Source organism: Streptomyces sp. GbtcB6 (assembly GCF_019091475.1).
Taxonomy (GTDB): Bacteria; Actinomycetota; Actinomycetes; order Streptomycetales; family Streptomycetaceae; genus Streptomyces; species Streptomyces hyaluromycini.
The window spans coordinates 1-20,300 of sequence record NZ_JAGXJL010000068.1 but is presented as its reverse complement, the minus strand read 5'-3'; the positions used below and the strand labels follow the sequence as shown (position 1 = coordinate 20,300).

The following is a 20,300-nucleotide window of genomic DNA, read 5'->3' as shown; positions in this document are numbered from 1 at the left end:
CCGGTGTCCCTGGCCTGAGCGCCCGCGCCGATGGCGGTCGTCACCGGGAGCGGGACGGGGCCGGGGCCGTCACCTCCGGGTTGCCGTAGTACGCGTCGGGGCCGTGTTTGCGGGTGTAGTGCCGTTCCAGGAGATGCCGGGGCGGCGGGGCGGTGGGGATCAGGGCGAGGGTGTGGATGGCGATGTCGGCGACGGCTTCGCAGATGATCGCGTGCTCCAGGGACTTGCGCGCGCTCGCACCCCAGGTGAACGGGCCGTGGTTGGCGACCAGCGCGGCGGGCACCTCGGCGGCCTTCCGGTCGTCCGACTTCAGCAGATCCACGATGACGCGGCCGGTGTTGTACTCGTAGTCCCTGGCGCACTGCTCCGGAGTGAGGTCCGGAGTACACGGGATGGGCCCGTTGAAGGTGTCGGCGTGGGTGGTGCCCAGGACGGGGATGTCCCGGCGCGCCTGGGCGAAGGCGACCGCGTGGGTGGAGTGGGTGTGGGTGACTCCGCCGACGGACGGGAACGCGAGGTACAGGCAGCGGTGGGTCTCGGTGTCGGTGGAGGGGCGCAGGTCGCCGTCGACGACCGCGCCGTCGGCCAGCCGTACGGTGACCAGGCTGTCGATGGAGAGGTCGTCGTAGGGGACCCCCGAGGGCTTGATGACGAACACCCCCGCCGCACGGTCGACTCCGCTGACGTTGCCCCAGGTCAGGGTGGCGAGACCGACCTGGGGTATGGCCAGATTCGCCGCCAGCACCTCCTGGCGCAGGCCGTCCCGTACGGTGAGGGTCATCGGTGCTCCTTGTTCTTGCCGTGCTGACGGGACGGTTCCGTCCGAGGGCGGGGTGCTCACAGCGGCTGGTCGAGCCGGTGGTAGGCGGCGTTCCAGCGGATCTCCTTGGCGAACTGCCCGGTGGTCGTGTTCTCGTCGATGACGAGCAGTTCGACGCCGGTCATGGCGGCGAAATCGGTGAGCGTCTCGATGTCGACGGCCGAGCTGAGCACGGTGTGGTGCGGGGCACCGGCGAGCAGCCAGCTCTCGGCGGATTCGGCGAGCGACGGGCGCGGCTTCCACACGGCCCTGGCCACCGGAAGCCGGGGCAGGGGCTGGCCGGGGGCCACCACGTCCACGGTGTTCGCGGTGAGCCGGAAGCGATCGCCCAGGTCGGAGAGGCCGACGACCACGGCGGGGCCGGGGGCGGCGTCGAAGACCAGACGGACGGGGTCCTCGCGGTCGCCGATCGACAGCGGGTGGATCTCGCAGCTGGGGCGGTCGGCCGCGATGGACGGGCAGACCTCCAGCATGTGGGCGCCCAGGATGCGCGGCTCGCCCGGCCCGAGATGGTAGGTGTAGTCCTCCATGAAGCTGGTGCCGCCGGGCTGTCCGGAGCCCATGACCTTCATCGTGCGCAGCAGGGCGGAGGTCTTCCAGTCGCCTTCGCCGCCGAAGCCGTATCCGTCGGCCATCAGCCGCTGGACGGCGAGTCCGGGCAGCTGGCGCAGGCCGCCGAGGTCCTCGAAGTTGGTGGTGAAGGCGGTGAAGCCGCCCTCGTCGAGGAACGTACGCAGACCGAGCTCCAGGCGCGCGGCGTACCGCAGCGCTTCGTGGCGGACGCCGTCCGGCCGGAGTATGGGGCGGACGTCGTACTCGTCGACGTAGCTCGCGGCGAGCTCGGCCGCCGCCTTCTCCTCGACGGCGTCGACGACCTTGACCAGATCGTTCACGCCGTAGGTGTTCACGGAGAACCCGAACCGCAACTGGGCCTCGACCTTGTCGCCCTCGGTCACGGCGACGTCGCGCATGTTGTCGCCGAAGCGGGCCAGCCTGAGGGTGCGCGACGCGTGGCGGCCGGCGGCGGCCCGGCACCAGGTGGCCACGCGGCTCTGCACGCGGGCGTCGCTGGCGTGGCCGGCCACGATCTTGCGGTTCACCCCGAGGCGGGACCCGATGTGCGCGAACTCGCGGTCTCCGTGGGCGGCCTGGTTGAGGTTCATGAACTCCATGTCGATGCTCGACCAGGGGAGCGACAGGTTGTACTGGGTGTGCAGATGGAGCGCGGGCCGGTCCAGCGCGCTGAGGCCGGCGATCCACATCTTGGCCGGGGAGAAGGTGTGCATCCAGAGGATCACACCGACGCAGGTGTCGGTGGTGGAAGCCTCCTGGCAGAGCCGGCGGATGGAGTCGGAGTCGGTGAGGACCGGCTTCCACACGATCCGCAGGGGGATCTCGGTGCTTGTGTCCAGCAGCTCCGCTATGCGCTGGGACTGGTGGGCGACCTGGTTCAGGGTCTCTTCGCCGTACAGGCCCTGGCTGCCGGTCAGGAACCAGATCTCGCCAGGGAGCCGGTGCGTGGAGTCGCTCGCCATGAGGTGTCCTTTCAAAGGGGTAGTGCAGTGGCCGCGAACCGCGGGGGGCCGCGCGTTCAGGCGGAGGCTTCGGCGCGGATGCGGCGCAGCCGGTGCATGACGTCGTTGGCGCCGCGGCCGAAGTGGTCGTGCAGCAGCCGGTATTCGGCGTACAGGCGGTCGTAGGCCGCGGCCCGGTCCGGGTCGGGCAGGTACATGCCGGGACGGGCGCTGCCCATCGCGTGTGCCGCGGCCCGGATGTCGGGATATGCGCCGGCCGCGACCGCGGCGTGCATGGCCGCGCCCAGGGCGGGACCCTGCGCGGAGTCGATGACGCCGAGCGGGCGGCGGGTGACGTCGGCGTAGATCTGCATGAGCAGCGCGTTCTTGGTCAGTCCACCGGCGATGATCAGCTCCTGCACCGGAACCCCGGACGACTCGAAGGCCTCGATGATGGTGCGGGTGCCGAAGGCGGTCGCCTCCAGCAGGGCGCGGTAGACGTCCTCCGGGCGCGTGGACAGAGTGAGACCCAGCACCACGCCGCTGAGGTCGTGGTCGACCAGGACGGACCGGTTGCCGCTGTGCCAGTCCAGGGCGATCAGGCCGTGCTCGCCCACCTTCTGCCTCGCCGCGAGTTCGGTCAGGTACTCGTGCGGGGTGCGCTCCATGCGCTCGGCCCGCTCGGCGTACTCGACGGGGAACCCCGTGCGCAGGAACCACGCGAAGATGTCACCGACCCCGCTCTGACCGGCCTCGTAACCCCACAGACCGGGCAGGATGCCGCCGTCGACGACCCCGCACATGCCCGGCACCGTGCCCTGCCGGTCGGAACTCATCACATGGCAGGTGGACGTGCCCATGATGGCCACCATCCGGCCGGACTCGACCGCGGTGGCGGCCGGCGCCGTCACATGGGCGTCCACGTTGCCGACACAGACCGCGATGCCCTCGGGCAGTCCCGTCCATGCGGCCGCTTCCGCCGTGAGCCGTCCGGCCAGGGCGCCGAGCTGAGCGATCGGCTGGTCCAGTTTCCCGGTGACGAAGTCGGTGAACGCGGGGTTGAGGGCGGTCAGGTAGTCGGCTGAGGGGTAGGCGCCGTCCTGGAACTGGCCCTTGTACCCGGCGGTGCAGGCGTTCCGGACGTACGTCCCGCACAGCCGCCACACGATCCAGTCCGCCGCTTCGACCCAGCGGTCGGTGAGGTCGTAGATCTCCGGGTCCTCCTCCAGCAGCTGGAGGGCCTTGGCGAACTCCCACTCCGAGGAGATCCGGCCGCCGTAGCGCTCCAGCCAGGGTTCCGCGCGCTCCGCCGCCAGGGCGTTGATGCGGTCGGCCTGGCCCTGCGCGGCGTGGTGGCGCCAGAGCTTGACGTAGGCGTGCGGGCGGCCGGCGAGCCCGGGGAGTTCACACAGGGGGGTGCCGTCGGCGCGTACCGGCAGAACCGTGCAGGCGGTGAAGTCCGTTCCGATGCCGATCACCTGCTCGGGCCGCACCCCGGAACGGGCCAGCGCTTCGGGGACCGCATGGCGCAGGACGCCGATGTAGTCGCCCGGCACCTGCAGGGCCCAGTCGGGAGGCAGCGGGGTTCCGTCGGCCAGCTCCCGGTCGAGGACCGCGTGCGGGTAGGCGTACTCGCCGACCGCCAGCTCCGCGCCGTCGCTCACCCGGACCACCACAGCTCGCCCGGAGAGCGTCCCGAAGTCCACACCCACGACGAACTGATCGGCGGCACGGCGGTCCTTGTGTTCGACGGTCACCACGATGGCGCCCTTTCGTTCGATGGGTCGGTCACTGGCCGGCGGGAAGAACCTCGCGACGCGTCACCGGGCAATGGGCTGAGGGGCAGTACGGCACCGTGGGTGGCTGACTGCGCAGTCATCTCCGACTGCGCAGTCATGTCTACGCAGTCACATTTCGGCCGTCAAGAGGTTTCGCGTACGTTTCTCGTCTCGCCGATCCGGCGCGCCCCGCGCCATCAGGTGCCGCCGCGCAGGGGCCGGCGTGTGAACTACCCGACGGGGAAGTGGCGCCCGACGAACTCGTTGCGGAACTTTCCCGCGGGGTCGAGCCCGTTCAGCAGCTTCCGGAAGTCGTCGTGGCGGGGGTACAGCCTGCGGACCGTCTCCGGGTCGGTGGTGAAGACCTTGCCCCAGTGCGGGCGGGCCGCGAAGGGGGCCAGAACTGTCTCCACGGCCCTGACCGCCTGTGCCGCGCCCACCGGATCGGGGCGCCAGGTGAAGTGGAAGGCCACGGCGTCCCGCTCGTAGGCGGGACTCAGCCACAGACGGTCGGCCGCGACCGTGCGGATCTCGCCGATCTGGAGGGCCGGGGAGATCAGCGACCGGATGCCGTCCAGGGCGTCGAAGGCGGCCACCGCGTCGGGGCGGGCCACGAAGTACTCCGACTGGAGTTCGTCGCCGCTGCTCGGGGTGAAGTCCAGGCGGAAGTGCGGCAGCCGGGTGTGCCAGGGCCCCGGCGCCCCCGACTGCCGCGTGCACTGCTCGGCGGGCATCCCCGGCACCGGGTGGCGCGGGCCGTCGGCGAGCGTCGCGCCCAGCCAGCTCTCCGGTGCCTCCTCGGCCGTGACGCGCTTGAGCCAGACCTGGCCGATCCGGTCCGTGCGCCAGTCGGTGAAGAGGCTGACGCTGTACGCCGCCGCCATCACCTCGTCGAACCGCTCGCGCAGCGTGGGTGCAGGGAGCCCCTCGTAGACCCACTGGCGTACCTCGAAGGCCGGCACCAGGTCGAGAGTCAACCGGGTGACCACCCCGAGAGCGCCCAGCGCCACCACCGAACCGGGAAACTCCGGGTCGTCCCGCCCGATCGTCACCAGCTCGCCGTCGGCGGTGACGAGCTCGACGGCCTGGACCGTCGTCGCCAGGCAGCCGTTGCCGTCGCCCGAGCCGTGCGTGCCGGTGGCGCACGCCCCCGCGACCGAGATGTGCGGCAACGACCCGAGGTTGGGCAGCGCGAAGCCGGAACCGTGCAGCTCGGCGACGATGTCCCCGAACCGCAGTCCCGCCCCGACCGTGACCGTGCCGGCCCGCTCGTCCAGCTCGACCGTGCGCGGCAGGCGAGCCACGGAGACGAGGTCGCCCCGGGTGTCCGCGATGGCGTTGAAGGAGTGCCCGGTGCCGAGCACCCGCACCGAGGAGCTCTGCGCGACAATGCGCCGCAACTCGGTGACCGACTCCGGTTCGTGGAATCCGGTGGCGCTGAATCTGATGTTCCTGGCCCAGTTGGTGACAGGCACGCTCATCGGCTGCTCGATCCTTCGGTGGGATGGGATGTCACGTACAGGCGACGACGCCTGTGGGGAAAGTCCGTGGGAGGAGGGCGTCGTGGCCGTGGTGGACGCGTCCGGGGCCGGCGTCCCCGCAGAGCGGGTCATCGTAGGGCACGTCGCTGCCGGGCGATGAGGACGGACGCAGTCCGTTTGTGCAGGACACGAGGCCGACGGGGCGCTCCTGGACCGTTGCCGGACCCGGGAGCGTCATATTACGAATATGTTCCGCACTCTTGACGGACATCTTCTGACTGCGTAGACATGGCTGCGCAGTCAGGTCGTCGGAGCAACCGGCGCGGAACGCGGCCATCGGGAGACATCATGACGCCATCAGCAGGACGGGCCGGCGTTTCCGGTGCGCCCCGGAGCGTGGATGTGGCCCGGCTGGCCGGCGTGTCGCAGAAGACGGTGTCGCGGGTCTTCAACGACGAGGCGTACGTCTCGGCAGAGGTGCGCAAGCGTGTTCTCGACGCGGCCGACGAACTCGGCTACCGGCTGAACCACGCGGCCCGGGCGCTGGCCTCCGGCCGGACTCGCTCCATCGGCGTGGTGACGCTCGGGACGGCACTGTACGGACCCGCGTCACTTCTCATCGGCGTCGAGCGGGCCGCCCGGGACACCGGTTACGCGCTCCGTGTGGTCAACACCCTGGAAGGCGATCCGGGGGGTGTCGGCGGAGCCATCGACTCGCTCCTCAAGCAGGGCGTGGACGGCATCGTCATCTCCGAGCCGATCGACGAGGAGGGGGACGGGGGAGCGGTACCCACCGACGTGCGGGTACCGGTGCTGGTCCTGGGTGCGCCCGTGGCCACGACGGGCCCCGGCACCGTGGCCGCCGGCGTCGGCGCCGACCTGCTGGCACGGGCCGCCACCGAGCATCTCCTCGACCTCGGACACAAGACCGTCCACCACCTCGCGGGTCCGCAGCGCTGGTATGCCGCCCGCGACCGCCTGCGGGGGTGGCGTGAGGCTCTGGAGGCACGAGGCCGCGACGAGCCGTCGGTCGTCGAGGGCGACTGGTCCGCGGCATCGGGCTACGCGGCGGGCCGGGAACTGGCCGCCGACCCCGACGTGACCGCGGTGTTCGCCGCCAACGACGACATGGCCATCGGCCTCATGCGCGCACTGACGGAGGCCGGCCGCACCGTGCCGGACGACGTCAGCGTCGTCGGATTCGACGACATCCCGGTGGCCGCGTTCGTGACCCCTCCGCTGACCACCGTGCGCCAGCCGTTCGACGCCGTGGCCCAGGAAGGGCTGAGACTTCTCGTCCACGCCATCGAGAAGCCCGAAGCCGACCTGCCCCCGGCAAACGACCCGCCCGTCGAACTCGTCCTTCGCGCGTCTACCGGGCCCGCTCCGACCCGTACGAATCCGGGCGGAGCACGGCGCCCCGCCACGCGTCCCCGTCGTGGCGCGAAGGCCGCGCCGCCGAATGGAGGTCAATCCGACCATTCCTGATCGACTTCAGCCCCGGTCGGCCCTGACCACGGATTCCGGGCCGGACCTGTAACGCATCCGCAGCCGCCGCACGGCCCGCTGCCCGGTCTGCCCCTCCCTGCCATGCCGGCTCAGCCGCCCGCAGGGACTCGGGCACCGCACCATCTCCTTCTCGCCGAGCGGGTTGCTGCACCGGCGCCTGCTCCGACCGCCCTCCCCCTCGTGGTCCGCCCTTCGCACCGCGAGCCGGGAGCAGCCGATGACGACGTGCCCTTCCACGCACCGAGCTCGAAGTCCCGGTCGTCACCTCCTCGCGTTCCCTTGCCCGGTATGCCGCCGCAGGCATGCCCTCACCTTCGCCCTACCGGCGGGAGTTCACCATGCCCAGATCCATCGTCACGTCCTCCTCCCCGAGCCGTCGCGGATTCCTCGCCGCCGTGGGGGCGGCGACCTTCAGCGTCGCGCTGTCCGCCTGCAGCGGCGGCAACGGCAGCGGGAGCAGCGGCGGCAGCTCCGCCAAGCCGCTCTCCCAGGCCGACATCGACAAGGCGATGAAGACGCCGACCGAGCTCACCTTCTGGACCTGGGTCCCGAACATCGACAAGGAGGTCGCCCTCTTCCAGCAGAAGTACCCGGCCATCAAGGTCAAGGTCGTCAACGCCGGTCAGGGCGTGGCCCACTACACCAAGCTGCGTACGGCGATCAAGGCCGGCAAGGGCGCCCCGGACCTGGCGCAGGTGGAGTACCAGGCGATCCCCACGTTCACCATCACGGACAGCCTGCTGGACCTGAGCCCCTACGGCGCCGCCGGCCTGAAGAGCAAGTTCGTGGACTGGACCTGGGCACAGGTCAGCGGTTCCGGCGGCGAGATCTGGGCGATCCCGCAGGACACCGGCCCGCTCGGCATGCTCTACCGGCAGGACATCTTCGACAAGCACGGCATCAAGCCGCCGACGACCTGGGACGAGTTCGCCGCCGCCGCGCGCAAGCTGCACAAGGCCGACCCGGGCGTCTACCTGACCAACCTCGCGGCGAACGAGGCCGCCGCCTGGCACGGCCTGCTCTGGCAGGCGGGCGCCCACCCCTACGCCCTGTCCGGCAAGAGCGACATCACCATCGACGTGAACGACGCGGTCTCCAAGAAGCTCGGCACCTACTGGGGCGGCCTCGCGAAGGAAGGCGTCATCAGCACCGACCCGGACTTCACCGACGGCTGGTACGCCGGGCTCAACAAGGGCAAGTACGCCACCTGGATCACCGCCGCGTGGGGCCCGGCGTTCCTCTCCGGTTCCGCCAAGGCCACGGCGGGCAAGTGGCGGGCCGCTCCGCTGCCGCAGTGGGACGCGTCGAGCCCCGTGTCCGGGAACTGGGGCGGCTCGACCAGCGCGGTCATCCGCTCGACCAAGAATCCCGTCGCCGCCGCGCAGTTCGCCCAGTTCCTCAACAGCGACCCCGCGAGCGCGAAGATGTTCGCCACCGAGCAGTCGTTCTTCCCCGCGACCAAGGCCCTGCTCGCCGACCCGTCCTTCGCCGGCGCCACGCCGACCTTCTACGGCGGCCAGAAGGTGAACCAGGTCTTCGCCGGCATCAGCGACACGGTCAGCGACGACTTCCAGTGGCCGCCGTTCCTCGACCAGGCCGCCACCGACTGGACCGAGACCGTCGGGAAGTCCCTCGCCGACAAGACCGACAGCGGTGCCGCGCTCGACGCCTGGCAGCAGCGGCTCACCACCTACGCCAAGGGCCAGGGCTTCACCGTCAAGTCCGCCTGACCGCCGGCGGGTCCCGGGCCCGGCGCTCGCCGCCCGGGCCCCGGGACCCGCGGCCGGCCCTCCCCACATCCAGAAAGGCCCGTTGATGACCGCCATGACCGCGGCCTCCACCGAGGACCCGCGCCGAGCAGGGCCGCAGCGCCGCCGGCTCGGTGGCCTGCGCCACGGTGCGGCAGGCCCGTTGTTCATCGCACCGTTCATGGTGCTGTTCGTGCTGCTGTTCCTGACCCCGCTCGGCTACGCCGCCTATCTCAGCCTGTTCCAGGAACGGCTCATCGGCGGGACGACGTTCGTCGGGCTGGACAACTACGTGACCGCCCTGAAGGACCCGCTCCTGAGGGACGGTCTGCTGCGGGTCGCGGAGTTCTTCGCGATCCAGGTCCCCGTGATGCTGCTGCTGGCGCTGCTCTTCGCGCTCGCGCTCGACAGCGGCCTGCTGCGGCTCGCCAAGGTCATCCGGCTCGGCATCTTCGTCCCGTACGCGGTACCGAGCGTGGTCGCGACCCTCATGTGGGGCTACCTCTACGGCCCCGACTTCGGCCCCTTCGCACAACTGGGCCGCAAGCTCGACGTGCCGGTTCCGCACTTCCTCAGCGACACCTGGATGCTGGGCAGCCTGGCGAACGTGGTGACCTGGGAGTTCGTCGGCTACAACATGATCATTCTCTATGCCGCGTTGCGGACCATCCCGGGTGAGCTGTACGAGGCGGCCGCCGTGGACGGCGCCGGCGCCTGGCGCATCGCCTGGTCGGTCAAGCTGCCCGCGCTCCGGCCGGCGCTCCTGCTGACCCTGCTGTTCTCGGTGATCGGCAGCTTCCAGCTGTTCAACGAACCGAAACTGCTGCAGACCATCGCCCCCGACGTCATCGACAGCTCGTACACCGCGAACCTCTACGCCTACACGCTCGCCTTCACCGGACAGCAGGTGAACTACGCGGCTGCGGTCTCCTTCCTCCTGGGCCTGGTCATCGTGGTCTTCTCCTACGCCGTGCTGATCACCGCGAACCGCAGGAGGACCTCGTGACGGTCGTCTCCCAGTCCTCGACCCGTGTCCCCGCGACCTCGGCCACGACAGCCTCCGGGGCCACCGCGTCCCGTCGGGCGGCCAAGGTCCCGCGCGGGCGCCGCTCCCCGGTCCGACGCCGCAGCACCCCGCTGACGATCGTCATGCTGGCCGTGCTCGCCTACTTCCTCCTGCCGCTCTTCTGGCTCGCCATCGCCTCGACCAAGAGCACCCAGGACCTGTTCAACAGCTTCGGCCTGTGGTTCTCGCACAGCCCGCGACTGCTGGCGAACATCAAGGAGACCCTGACCTACGACGACGGCGTCTTCCTGCACTGGCTGCTCAACACGGTCCTGTACTCGGTCGGCAGCGCGCTCGGCGCCGCACTGCTCGCCACCGCGGCCGGATACGGCTTCGCCAAGTACCGGTTCCGGGGCAACGGCACGGCCTTCAACCTGGTCCTCGGCGCCATCATGATCCCGACCACGGCACTGGCGATCCCGACCTACCTGCTCTTCGCGAAGGTGGGACTGGTCAACACCCCCTGGGCGATCGTCCTGCCCTCGCTCGTCAGCCCGTTCGGCCTCTACCTGATGCGCATCTACGCCCAGGACGCCGTACCCGACAGCCTCTTGGAAGCCGCCCGGATCGACGGCGCCGGCGAGCTGCGGATCTTCGTCCGGATCGCCCTGCGGCTGCTGGCACCGGGTCTGGTGACGGTCGTCCTCTTCACGCTCGTGGCGACCTGGAACAACTACTTCCTGCCGCTGATCATGCTCAACGACCCCAAGCTGTACCCCGTCACGGTCGGGCTCTCCTCCTGGGCGGCCCAGGCCCAGAACGGCGGGGCCGGCGCCAGCAGCGACATGCTCGCGCTCGTCGTGACCGGCTCGCTGATCTCGGTCATCCCCCTCGTCGTGGCCTTCCTGATGCTCCAGCGGTACTGGCAGAGCGGCCTGGCCGCCGGCGGTGTCAAGCAGTAAGCGCCGGCCACCACACCCTGCTCCCTCTCCCTTCCCCCCTCTTGGAGGTCCCTCCATGGCGGTCCTGCCCGCCCGTGTCCTGTTCGGTGCTGCCTACTACCACGAGTACACGCCGGCCTACGGCGGCACGCAGCCCGACGACCAGCTCAAGACCGACCTCGACCTGATGGCCGACGCGCACTTCACCGTGATCCGCGTCGGAGAGTCGGTCTGGTCGACCTGGGAGCCGGAGAACGGACGGTTCGACCTCGACTGGCTGCAACCCGTGCTCGACGGCGCCCATGAACGCGGCATCTCCGTGGTCCTCGGCACGCCGACCTACGCCGTGCCGCCGTGGCTGGCCCGGCAGTACCCGGAGATCACCGGCGAGCGGCGCACGGGCGAGCGGATCGGCTGGGGCGCCCGCCAGGAGGTGGACATCACCCACCCGGCGTTCCGGTTCCACGCCGAGCGGGTGATCCGGAAGATCGCCGAACGGTACTACGACCACCCCGCGGTCATCGGATGGCAGGTGGACAACGAGCCGGGGCTGCACCTGCTGCACAACCGGGGCGTGTTCGAGCGGTTCGTCGACCACCTGCGCCACAAGTACCGGGACGTCGAGACCCTCAACCGTGAGTGGGGCCTTGTCTACTGGTCGCACCGCCTGTCCACCTGGGCCGACCTGTGGACCCCGGACGGCAACGAGCAGCCCCAGTACGACGTCGCCTGGCGGGAGTTCCAGGCCCGCCAGGTCACCGAGTTCATCGGCTGGCAGGCCGACATCGTGCGCGAGTACGCCCGCCCGGAGCAGTTCGTCACCACCTGCATCTCCTACACGCGAGGCGGCGTCGAGGACGACCAGTTGTCGGACCGCCTCGACATCGCCTCCGGCAACCCGTACTACGACATGCAGGACGGCCTGCTGCTTCCCGATCCCACGCCCGACGAGCACGAACAGGTCTGGAAGACCACCGGAGTCTGGTCGATGTACCAGACCGCGGACTGGATGTTCTCCTCACGCCAGGAGCCGTTCCTGGTCACCGAGACCAACGCGAACTCCATCGGCTTCCCCTGGGACAACCGCCCCGGATTCGACGGCCAGTGGCGCCAGGCCGCCTGGGCCCATGTGGCGCGCGGCGCCCGGATGATCGAGTACTGGCAGTGGCAGACCCTGCGCTTCGGCGCCGAGACCTACTGGGGCGGCGTCCTCCCGCACAGCGGCCGCCCGGGCCGGACGTACGCCGAAATCGCCAGGCTGGGCGCGGAGTTCGAGAAGGCAGGACCGCTCGTCGCGGGGCTGGAGCCGGACGCCGACATCACGATGGTCTACTCGACGCCGAGCAAGTGGCTGATGCAGAAGTACCCGCCCCTGGCGACCGCAGACGGCGACCCGGACCCGGCCTCCTACCACCGGATCTTCGACCCGTTCTACCGGGGTGCCTTCGACGCCGGCCGTCAGGTCCGCATCGTCCACGCCCGGCAGCTCCACGACCCGGACGGTGACCGGGAGGGCATGGCACCCGCCGAAGCGGCCCGCCGTCACCCGGTCCTGGTGGTGCCCGCCCTGTATCTCGCCCACGACACCACCGTGGACTGGCTCGCCGCCTACGCCCATGCAGGCGGCCATCTCGTCCTCGGCCCGCGGACGGCCTACGCCGACCACGAGGCGCGGGCCCGGCTGGAGCCGGCCCCCGGCGGTCTCGCCGACGCGGCGGGCGTGACGTACGACGAGTTCAGCAACCTGCCCGCCGGGATCACGGTCACCGGCACCCCCGACGGCCCGCTCGACGTCCCCGCGCACGCGACGGCCACACACTGGGCGGACGGCCTGACCGTGCACGACGCCGAGGTGCTCGCGCATTACGACCACCCCCACTTCGGCAGGTGGCCGGCGATCACCACCCGCCGCCACGGCGAGGGGCACATCACCTGCGTCGGCACCGCTCCGGGGCGCGGTCTCGCCCGGGCCCTCGCCGACTGGCTGGCGCCCGCCGCGCGCAGCGGATGGCAGGACCTTCCGGCGTCCGTCACCGCCACCACGGGCACGGCCTCGGACGGCCGCAGGGTGCACGTGATCCACAACTGGAGCTGGGAGCCCGCGCGGGTCGCGGCTCCCGTCGAGCTGACCGATGTTCTCGACGGCACTCCCGTCCCCATGGGCACAGCGCTTGAGCTGGGTGCCTGGGACGTGAAGGTGCTCGTCGCCGCGAGTTCCGACGGAGCGAGGGTCTAGGACGAAGGCCCGTCGGTGTCACCCCGAGGACCACCAACCTCAAAGGAGAGGCTGTGCAGAGAAAGAGACTGAGAAAGCTGCTGGGAGCCGCCGTCGCGGCCGCGGCACTGCTGGCGATCCCGGCATCCGGCGGCGCCCAGGCGTACGCCCCGACGGGCGGGACCATCTATCAGCTCGGCAGTGAGGCGTGCCTCAAGGGCCGGGGGAACTGCGCGGTCTACCCGAAGTCGGCGGAGCTGCCGAACGGCCGGCTGGTCGCGTCGTTCGAGAAGTCCACGGTCCCGGCCTCGGGAAGCGCCGACGGGCAGACGCTTCCCGTCTACAAGAGCGACGACGACGGTACGACCTGGCAGTCGCTGTCCGAGGTGAAGGCACCGGCCTATCTGTCCAGCGACGCCAAGTACGCGAAGTACACCAGCAACTGGACCAACCCGTACCTGTACGTCCTGCCGCAGGACGTGGGCAACCTGAAGCAGGGCACCCTGCTGCTGGCCAGCGTCGTGTCGGGCGACGACTACTACTACAAGGAGCACAAGGCGGCCGACTCGACCTGGACGCCCACCAACGACGGTGACCGCAAGGACGTGGCCATCGCGCTCTACTCCAGCACGGACAACGGGGCCACCTGGAAGGTCGAGAACGTCGTCGCCACCGGCGGCTGGCAGGGCGGCAGCGCGGGCGCGATCGGCCAGAACGTCGCCTCGGCCAACACCAACCACCAGGTGGACCCGGTGTGGGAGCCGTACCTGATGGTCTACAAGGGCAAGCTCGTCTGCTACTACTCCGACGAGAACGACTACACCGGCTTCGACACGACCACCGGCGTTCCCACCCTCGACCCCGCCAACGACACCGCCACGGACTCGCAGGGCCAGATCCTCGTGCACAGGACGTGGGACGGCCAGGCGGCGCAGTGGAGCGACCCGGTCGTCGACATCGCCGGGCTGACCCAGGACATGGGAAGCGGCAAGTCGGAGATCGGCGGCGGCCGGCCCGGCATGACGAACGTGGTCCGCACCACCGACGGCAAGTGGATGATCACCTACGAGTACTGGGGCGGCGGCGCCAACACCCGCTACCAGATCGCGAGCAACCCGCTGGAGTTCTTCAAGGGGTCGGCCACCGGAACCGGCGTCAACTCCCTGCCGGTCGACACCGGCTCCCACACCCTGGCGACCGGCGGCAGCCCGGTCCTCATCCGGCTGCCCGGCGGCCGCCTGGTCTACAACGCGGCAGGCAGCGCGAGCGTCTGGGTCAACCAGACCGGACGCAGCGACGGCACCTGGAAGGAGTACCAGACCACCTCGAAGGCCGGCTACAGCCGCAACCTCCAGTACGTCGACGACACGGGCCGTCTGGTGATCCTCAACAACCAGGGGACCTCGACGATCGCGTACGCCGAGACGGACCTCGGCAACTCGGTCGGCGCCTACTACCAGCTGTTCAACCGCAAGACCGACCAGGTCATAGGCACCGGGAACAAGACCAACGACGCCAACCTCGGCAACGGTGACGTGCCCGACGTCCGTCTGGAGGACGCGGGTTCGGCGGCCAACCCCGACACCCAGTTCTGGCACGTGGTGAGCGAGCCGGGCGGCGGAACCACGCTGCTCAACAAGTCGGGCGGCCGCGCGGCGGCGATCTGGACCGGCAGCGCGACGGCCGGACAGAAGATCGGCCAGTGGGTCGACAACAGCTCCACCGGCAGCTGGAACCTCGTCAAGACCAGCGACGGCCTCTACAAGCTGCAGTCGGTCAAGAACACGAGCCTGTACCTGACCGGAGCAACCGCCGGCGGGCAGCTCACCCTGCAGACGGCTGCCACGGACGGCTCCCAGGACTGGGAACTCGTCCGGTAGCCAGTAGCCGCCGCTGACGCGAAAGGACAGTCTGCACGAACCTCGTCACCGGTCCTTCGGGGGATGGACGGACTCGGTGGCGAGGTTCACGTCGACCAGTCCCCACCTCAGTGCCGTCTCCACGTCTGTCGCAGCTCCCGACAGGGCCAGGTACGCGGTTCGTTCGCGGCCGATGCGGGCCGGGAGGCTGACGGTGCCGCCGGCACCGGGGATCAGCCCCATCCCGATCTCGGGAAGCCGGAAGGTCGTACCGGCGGCGGCCGTGACCGATCCTGCGAAAGCGGCCAGTTCGATGCCCGCGCCGACGCAGGGGCCGTGCACATGGGCCGTCACCTTGGGAGCACACCTCTGGAGCAGTGCGGCGGGGCTGCGATGAACGCGTACGCGGTGCGCTTCGGCGGGGTCGCGCGACGTGCCGAACTCCGAGAGGTCACCCCCGCTGCAGAAGGCGGGCCCGTTGCCGTGCAGGTCGACGTGGGTGACCGTCGGGTCCAGCACGGCGACCTCCAGCGCCTCGCACAGGGCGTCCCGGGTGGCCGCGTCGAAGGCGTTGCGCACCCATGGGCGGTCCAGGGTGAGTGTCATGCGCGCACCGTCGCGGCGCACCTGAACGGGTTCGGCGGCGGGGCGCGAGGCGCGGGGGCGGGCCGAGGCCAGCCAGGCGCGGAAGTCCCGGCCCGCCTGGAGCGTCGAGTAGGCGAGGGATTCGAGAACGAGACGGTCGGACCCGGAGAGCGCGCGGCCCATCCGGAGTACCTGCACGAGGCTCATGCTGGCTGCCGGATGGCGGGTCACGGTGGTGTGCACGTGCCGTGCGGTGGCGTACGGATCGGCGCAGCCCACCCACGGGCGCGGGGGATCGGGGGCTGCCGTGAGCAGGACGTCGAACTCCTCGCTCGTATCCCTTGGTTGGGCCGCGATGGCGACCCGCACGTGGTCTGTCCCGGCCGGTGACGGCAGGGCGCGGTCCAGGTCGACGCAGGTGAAAGGCGACTCCACGGTCCGGAAGTGTAATCTGGCGTCTCCTGAAGGAGAAGGGCGTTCACTTCATGGAGAACATGCTTCTCGATCAATGGGCGGCCGACGTCGAACCATGTCTCGGACCGCTGTTCGAGGTCGTGGACGACTTCACCCGGCTCACGGGCGTTCCGGTCGATCTGCCCGACGTCCTGTTCCGCCGCGCCAGGTCGGCCTCGTTCGAACGGCCCGGGAAAGTGTCCGCGGGCGGCTCCTGCCACCTCATGGCCGCCGAGGACGGCTGGGTGGCGATCAACCTGGCCCGGCCGGACGACGAAGCCTCCCTCCCAGCGCTCCTCGCGCTCCTCGACGCCGTGCCCGGCACCGATCTGCGAACGGCTGTACTGCGATCGTCGGCCACCCGGGCGGCCCGCGCCGCCCAGTCGCTCGGCATCCCGGCCGCGGTGCACGCGGAGGCCCTGGGAGGTCGTGGGCCGGTACGCGCGGAACGCTTCGGCGCACGTGAGCCGCGTGACCTCGACGGGCTGCGAGTCGTCGACCTGTCCGCGTTGTGGGCCGGGCCGCTCTGCGCTCGGCAGCTGGGGCTGGCCGGAGCACGGGTCGTGAAGGTGGAGAGCACGCAGCGGCCTGACGGGGCGCGCTTCGGGCATCCCGCCTTCTACGACTGGCTGCACGACGGCCACGAGAGCCTGGTGCTGGACTTCGCGTCCGGTGCCCTGGCCGCCGCGGTCGCCGAGGCCGACGTGGTCATCGAGGCCTCCCGGCCGCGCGCCCTGCGGCGACTGGGCGTACGCGCCGAGGAGTTCCTGGCCGCCCGACCGGGCAGGGTGTGGGTCGGCATCACCGGGTACGGCCGCGACGACGACCGGGTCGCCTTCGGCGACGACGCGGCCGTGGCCGGCGGCCTGACCGGCCTGGACGAGCACGGAGCCCCGGTGTTCCTCGGCGACGCGCTCGCCGATCCGGTCACCGGGCTGTACGCCGCCCGCGCGGCCGTGCGCTCCCTGGAGCGCGGCGGCGGCGAACTGGTATGCGTCTCCATGGCCGCCTGCGCCGGCGCCCTCGCGGCGAGCCGGGCGGCGCGATGCTGATCAGGGCGGTGGAGGTCGAGGGGCACGGCCTGGTGGACGTACGGATCGGGGCCGACGGCCGGATCGCGGAGCTCGGCCCCCGCCTCGCAGGGCCGGCGGACGTGCACGGGCGCGGCGGGGCGCTGCTGCCCGGACTGCACGACCATCACGTCCACCTCACCGCGCTGGCGGCGGCGACCGCCCCCGTACGGGTCGGACCCCGCGACGTACGCGGACCCGCCGGACTCGCCGAGGCGCTGCGCCAGGGTCCACCAGGCGCATGGGTGCGGGCCGTCGGCTACCACGAGAGCGTGGCCGGAGAACTCGACCGGTGGACCCTGGACGTGATCGTGCCCGACCGGCCGGTACGGGTGCAGCACCGCAGCGGCGCCATGTGGTTCCTGAACAGCGCCGCACTCCGGTCGGCCGGCCTGGACGACGGCGCGGACCGTGACGGTCGGCTGTGGCGGTCGGACGAGCGGCTGCGCCGCCTGGTTCCAGCGGTCCGGCTGGACCTGGCCGGGCTGGGACTCCGTGCGGCACGATGCGGCGTCACGGGCTTCACCAACGCCGATCCGCGCCCGGCGTCCGGCCTCGCGCGGACCCTTGCGGTACTGCCGCAGCGGGTGCTCGTCATGGGAATGGACGCGACGGCACCGGTCAAGATCATGCTCGACGACCAGAGCCTGCCCACACCCACCGGCCTCGCGGCCACCATCACCGGAGTGCGGCCCCGCCCGGTCGCCGTGCACTGCGTCACCCGGGTGCAGTTGCTGGTGACCTTGCTCGCCCTGGAGGAGACCGGACCGGTCGAGGGCGACCGCATCGAGCACGGCGCGGTGATCCCGGACGAGGTCCTGCCGTGGCTGCGGCGGCTCGCCGTGACCGTGGTGACGCAGCCGCACTTCCCCGTCGAGCGAGGCCGTGAGTACGCCACCGATGTCTCCCCGGACGACCGGCCCCACCTCTACCGCTGCCGCAGCCTGGCCGAGGCCGGCATCCCGCCGGCCGCCGGAACCGACGCACCGTACGGCACCCCCGACCCGTGGGCGGTGATGCGGGCGGCCGTCACACGGGAGGACGGGGAGGCCGTCACAGCCCGGGCGGCCCTGCGGCTCTTTCTCGGCGCTCCCGAACAGCCCGCCCGGCCACGGCGGTTGGCGGTCGGAAGTCCGGCCGACCTGTGCCTGCTCCACGTGCCGCTGCACGAGGCGCTGGACGTGCTGTCCGCCGATCTCGTCCGGGCCGCCTACGTCGGCGGCCGGGCGATCACTCCTTGACGCACGTCGGCTCAGACGCTGTAGCCGCCGTCCACGGCCAGGGCCTGCCCGGTGATGAACGCGGCCCGGTCCGAGGCGAGGAAACAGACCGCTTCCGCGATGTCCTGACCATGTCCGAACCGGCGCAGGGGAATGTTGCGCCGGGTGATCGCGAGGGCTTCCGCGTCGAGTTCACCGGTGTCGATCAGCCGGGCGGCGATACCGTCGTCGAGCATGCCGGGAGCCACGCAGTTGACCCGGACCCCGTACCGGCCCTCCTCGGCGGCCAGGGCGCGGGCGACGGCCTCGACCGCGCCCTTGGCCCCCGAGGACAGCCCGTCACGGACCGGGAAGCGGCGGGTGGCGACAGTGGTGACGGCGACGACGCTGCCCCCGCTCGCCCTCAGCAACGGCAGCGCCGGATGGACGAGGTTGAAGAACGCCACCGCGTCGGCCTCCAGCTGGGCACGGTAGCGGGCGGGCGTGACCCGGCTCAGATGGGTCATGGGTACGTGCGGTCCGGCGGCGTACACGAGGGTGTGCAGGCCACCGGACGTCTCGGCGGCCTCGGTGACGGCTCGGGCGGTCGCCGCCTCGTCGGTCAAGTCGAGCTGGACGGACCGAACTTGGCGATCATGCGCCTTCACGTCGTCCACGAGGGCAGCCGCGGCCTCGTGATTGCCCCGGTAGGTGAACGTGACATCGCTGCCGTGTGTCGCCAGCGTCCGTACGACCGCCGCGCCGATGCCGCCGCTGCCGCCCGCGACGAACGCGGTGCCGGGCCGACCGGCGAAGTCCTCCACGGACATGGCTCACAACCCCAGTGACTTGGCGATGATGACCTTCATGACCTCGCTCGTCCCCGCGTAGATCCGCGTGATGCGGGCGTCCGCGTACAGCCGGGCGATCGGATACTCCAGCATGTAGCCGTATCCGCCGAAGAGTTGAAGACATCGGTCCACGGCACGTGCCTGCATCTCGGTGCAGAACAGCTTGACCTTCGCCGCGTCCGCCCCGGAGAGCCTGCCGTCGACCAGTTCCAGGACGGCCCGGTCCAGCAGGGCCTGCGCCGCCTCGATCTCGGCCGCGACGGCGGCCAGTTCGAACTTGGTGTTCTGGAAGGCGGCGACCGGCGAGCCGAACACCCTGCGTTCCTTGACGTAGGCAACGGTCGTATCGAGCGCGGCCCGCGCCTGCGCCACCGAACCGACGGCGACCGTCATCCGCTCCTGCGGGAGATTGTGGCCGAGGTACCCGAAGGCCGCGCCCTCCTCGCCGAGCCGGTTGGTCATCGGCACCCGCACGTCCGCGAAGGCCAGCTCGACCGTGTCCTGCACCTTGATGCCCATCTTGTCCAGCACCCGGCCACGCCCGAACCCGGCCATGCCGTCCTCCACGACGACCAGCGTGAGCCCCGCCCGGCGGTCGTCCGGATCGGTCGCCGTACGCGCCACCACGATCACCAGGTCGGCCAGCAGCCCGCCGGTGATGAAGGTCTTGGCGCCGTTGAGAACATAGGCGTCGCCGTCGCGCACGGCGGTCGTACGGATGCCTGCGAGGTCGGAGCCGGTGCCCGGTTCGGTCATCGCGATCGCGGTGAGCAGTCGACCGGACGCCAGACCGGGGAACCAGCGCTCCCGCTGCTCCTCGTTCGCGTAGGCCAGGAAGTAAGGGAGCACGACGTCCAGTTGGGTGCGGACGGTGCCCAGGGTGACCAGGGCGGCGGCCGCCTCCTCCTGGAGGACGACGTTGTAGCGGTAGTCGGGCTGTCCGCCCCCGCCGTACCGCTCCGGGACCGCCATGCCCAGCAGGCCCAGTGAGCCGAGCGTCGCGAAGAAGTCGCGCGGGATCCGCCCCGCCTTCTCCCACTCGCCGTAGTGCGGCACCACCTCCTTCGCCACGACCTCCCGCACCAGCCCCCGAAAGGCCTCGTGGTCGTCGGTGAAGACATCCCGTCGCATGCCGACCGCCCCCGTCATTCCGCGAGTTCGACAAGGGTGGCGTTGGCTGTGCCGCCGCCCTCGCACATGGTCTGGAGGCCGTAGCGGATCCCGCGGGCACGCATGTGATGGATCATGCGCGTCATCAGCACCGCACCCGA

At 70.9% G+C, this 20,300-nt stretch carries 15 protein-coding genes and 1 pseudogene; 8 read left to right on the top strand and 8 right to left on the bottom strand.

The window, feature by feature from the left end:
* Positions 1-40: 40 nt before the first annotated feature.
* The 4 genes from araD to KVT45_RS48800 form a co-directional block, all read right to left on the bottom strand.
* Entirely contained in the window at positions 41-781 is a 741-nt protein-coding gene (araD, locus tag KVT45_RS48815) for an L-ribulose-5-phosphate 4-epimerase AraD (RefSeq protein WP_217559425.1), read from the bottom strand.
* A gap of 56 nt (positions 782-837) precedes the next feature.
* Positions 838-2,355 carry an L-arabinose isomerase gene (araA, locus tag KVT45_RS48810; RefSeq protein ID WP_217559417.1) on the bottom strand — a complete coding sequence of 506 codons (1,518 nt, stop codon included), beginning with the start codon at positions 2,353-2,355 and terminating at the stop codon, positions 838-840.
* A 56-nt stretch (positions 2,356-2,411) separates the two neighbouring features.
* Positions 2,412-4,091, bottom strand: coding sequence for a ribulokinase (araB, locus tag KVT45_RS48805; RefSeq protein ID WP_217559495.1), 1,680 nt, complete (start codon positions 4,089-4,091; stop codon positions 2,412-2,414).
* Between the two features lie 251 nt (positions 4,092-4,342).
* Positions 4,343-5,593, bottom strand: a complete 1,251-nt coding sequence (locus KVT45_RS48800; protein ID WP_217559408.1) for an FAD-binding protein — start codon at positions 5,591-5,593, stop codon at positions 4,343-4,345.
* A gap of 348 nt (positions 5,594-5,941) precedes the next feature.
* Between KVT45_RS48800 and KVT45_RS48795 the strand changes: the two genes are divergently transcribed.
* The 6 genes from KVT45_RS48795 (at position 5,942) to KVT45_RS48770 (ending at position 14,892) form a co-directional block, all read left to right on the top strand.
* Positions 5,942-7,081 carry a LacI family DNA-binding transcriptional regulator gene (locus tag KVT45_RS48795; protein WP_217559400.1) on the top strand — a complete coding sequence of 380 codons (1,140 nt, stop codon included), beginning with the start codon at positions 5,942-5,944 and terminating at the stop codon, positions 7,079-7,081.
* Between the two features lie 359 nt (positions 7,082-7,440).
* Positions 7,441-8,832 carry an extracellular solute-binding protein gene (locus KVT45_RS48790; RefSeq protein WP_217559392.1) on the top strand — a complete coding sequence of 464 codons (1,392 nt, stop codon included), beginning with the start codon at positions 7,441-7,443 and terminating at the stop codon, positions 8,830-8,832.
* An 85-nt stretch (positions 8,833-8,917) separates the two neighbouring features.
* Positions 8,918-9,856 (top strand): carbohydrate ABC transporter permease, encoded by a 939-nt coding sequence (locus tag KVT45_RS48785; protein ID WP_217559384.1) that lies wholly within the window; start codon positions 8,918-8,920, stop codon positions 9,854-9,856.
* A complete protein-coding gene (locus KVT45_RS48780; RefSeq protein ID WP_308311106.1) occupies positions 9,853-10,818 on the top strand; it encodes a carbohydrate ABC transporter permease in 966 nt (321 codons plus the stop codon). The genes KVT45_RS48785 and KVT45_RS48780 overlap by 4 nt, the downstream gene beginning before the upstream one ends.
* Positions 10,819-10,873: 55 nt before the next feature.
* Positions 10,874-13,033 (top strand): beta-galactosidase, encoded by a 2,160-nt coding sequence (locus KVT45_RS48775; protein ID WP_217559375.1) that lies wholly within the window; start codon positions 10,874-10,876, stop codon positions 13,031-13,033.
* Positions 13,034-13,086: 53 nt separating this feature from the next.
* Complete coding sequence (locus tag KVT45_RS48770) at positions 13,087-14,892, top strand: RICIN domain-containing protein (RefSeq protein ID WP_217559365.1); 1,806 nt, start codon at positions 13,087-13,089, stop codon at positions 14,890-14,892.
* 45 nt (positions 14,893-14,937) lie between these two features.
* Here KVT45_RS48770 and KVT45_RS48765 read toward each other — a convergent pair whose 3' ends face one another.
* The gene (locus tag KVT45_RS48765; protein ID WP_217559357.1) at positions 14,938-15,891 is read right to left on the bottom strand and encodes an enoyl-CoA hydratase/isomerase family protein; all 954 of its coding nucleotides are present in this window, start codon (positions 15,889-15,891) and stop codon (positions 14,938-14,940) included.
* A 50-nt stretch (positions 15,892-15,941) separates the two neighbouring features.
* Here KVT45_RS48765 and KVT45_RS48760 point away from each other — a divergent pair, with 50 nt between their 5' ends.
* Both KVT45_RS48760 and KVT45_RS48755 read left to right on the top strand, forming a co-directional pair.
* A complete protein-coding gene (locus tag KVT45_RS48760) occupies positions 15,942-16,961 on the top strand; it encodes a CoA transferase (RefSeq protein WP_254648459.1) in 1,020 nt (339 codons plus the stop codon).
* Complete coding sequence (locus tag KVT45_RS48755; protein ID WP_217559348.1) at positions 16,955-18,220, top strand: amidohydrolase family protein; 1,266 nt, start codon at positions 16,955-16,957, stop codon at positions 18,218-18,220. Before KVT45_RS48760 ends, KVT45_RS48755 begins: the two co-directional genes overlap by 7 nt.
* Before the next feature lie 11 nt (positions 18,221-18,231).
* On the opposite strand, the gene KVT45_RS48750 is transcribed toward KVT45_RS48755, so the two are convergent.
* From KVT45_RS48750 to KVT45_RS48740, 3 genes and pseudogenes are all read right to left on the bottom strand, one after another.
* Positions 18,232-19,008, bottom strand: coding sequence for an SDR family NAD(P)-dependent oxidoreductase (locus tag KVT45_RS48750; RefSeq protein ID WP_217559340.1), 777 nt, complete (start codon positions 19,006-19,008; stop codon positions 18,232-18,234).
* Between the two features lie 3 nt (positions 19,009-19,011).
* Positions 19,012-20,160, bottom strand: a complete 1,149-nt coding sequence (locus KVT45_RS48745) for an acyl-CoA dehydrogenase family protein (RefSeq protein ID WP_217559332.1) — start codon at positions 20,158-20,160, stop codon at positions 19,012-19,014.
* 14 nt (positions 20,161-20,174) lie between these two features.
* Positions 20,175-20,300 (bottom strand): annotated as a pseudogene (locus KVT45_RS48740) (acetyl-CoA C-acetyltransferase); the annotation flags it as partial.

Bases quoted from the DNA above. Each gene is read 5' to 3' on its own strand.
- araD (WP_217559425.1), bottom strand. From the start codon at position 781: ATGACCCTCACCGTACGGGACGGCCTGCGCCAGGAGGTGCTGGCGGCG.
- araA (WP_217559417.1), bottom strand. From the start codon at position 2,355: ATGGCGAGCGACTCCACGCACCGGCTCCCTGGCGAGATCTGGTTCCTG.
- KVT45_RS48800 (WP_217559408.1), bottom strand. From the start codon at position 5,593: ATGAGCGTGCCTGTCACCAACTGGGCCAGGAACATCAGATTCAGCGCC.
- KVT45_RS48795 (WP_217559400.1), top strand. From the start codon at position 5,942: ATGACGCCATCAGCAGGACGGGCCGGCGTTTCCGGTGCGCCCCGGAGC.
- KVT45_RS48790 (WP_217559392.1), top strand. From the start codon at position 7,441: ATGCCCAGATCCATCGTCACGTCCTCCTCCCCGAGCCGTCGCGGATTC.
- KVT45_RS48785 (WP_217559384.1), top strand. From the start codon at position 8,918: ATGACCGCCATGACCGCGGCCTCCACCGAGGACCCGCGCCGAGCAGGG.
- KVT45_RS48775 (WP_217559375.1), top strand. From the start codon at position 10,874: ATGGCGGTCCTGCCCGCCCGTGTCCTGTTCGGTGCTGCCTACTACCAC.
- KVT45_RS48760 (WP_254648459.1), top strand. From the start codon at position 15,942: ATGGAGAACATGCTTCTCGATCAATGGGCGGCCGACGTCGAACCATGT.
- KVT45_RS48755 (WP_217559348.1), top strand. From the start codon at position 16,955: ATGCTGATCAGGGCGGTGGAGGTCGAGGGGCACGGCCTGGTGGACGTA.
- KVT45_RS48750 (WP_217559340.1), bottom strand. From the start codon at position 19,008: ATGTCCGTGGAGGACTTCGCCGGTCGGCCCGGCACCGCGTTCGTCGCG.
- KVT45_RS48745 (WP_217559332.1), bottom strand. From the start codon at position 20,160: ATGCGACGGGATGTCTTCACCGACGACCACGAGGCCTTTCGGGGGCTG.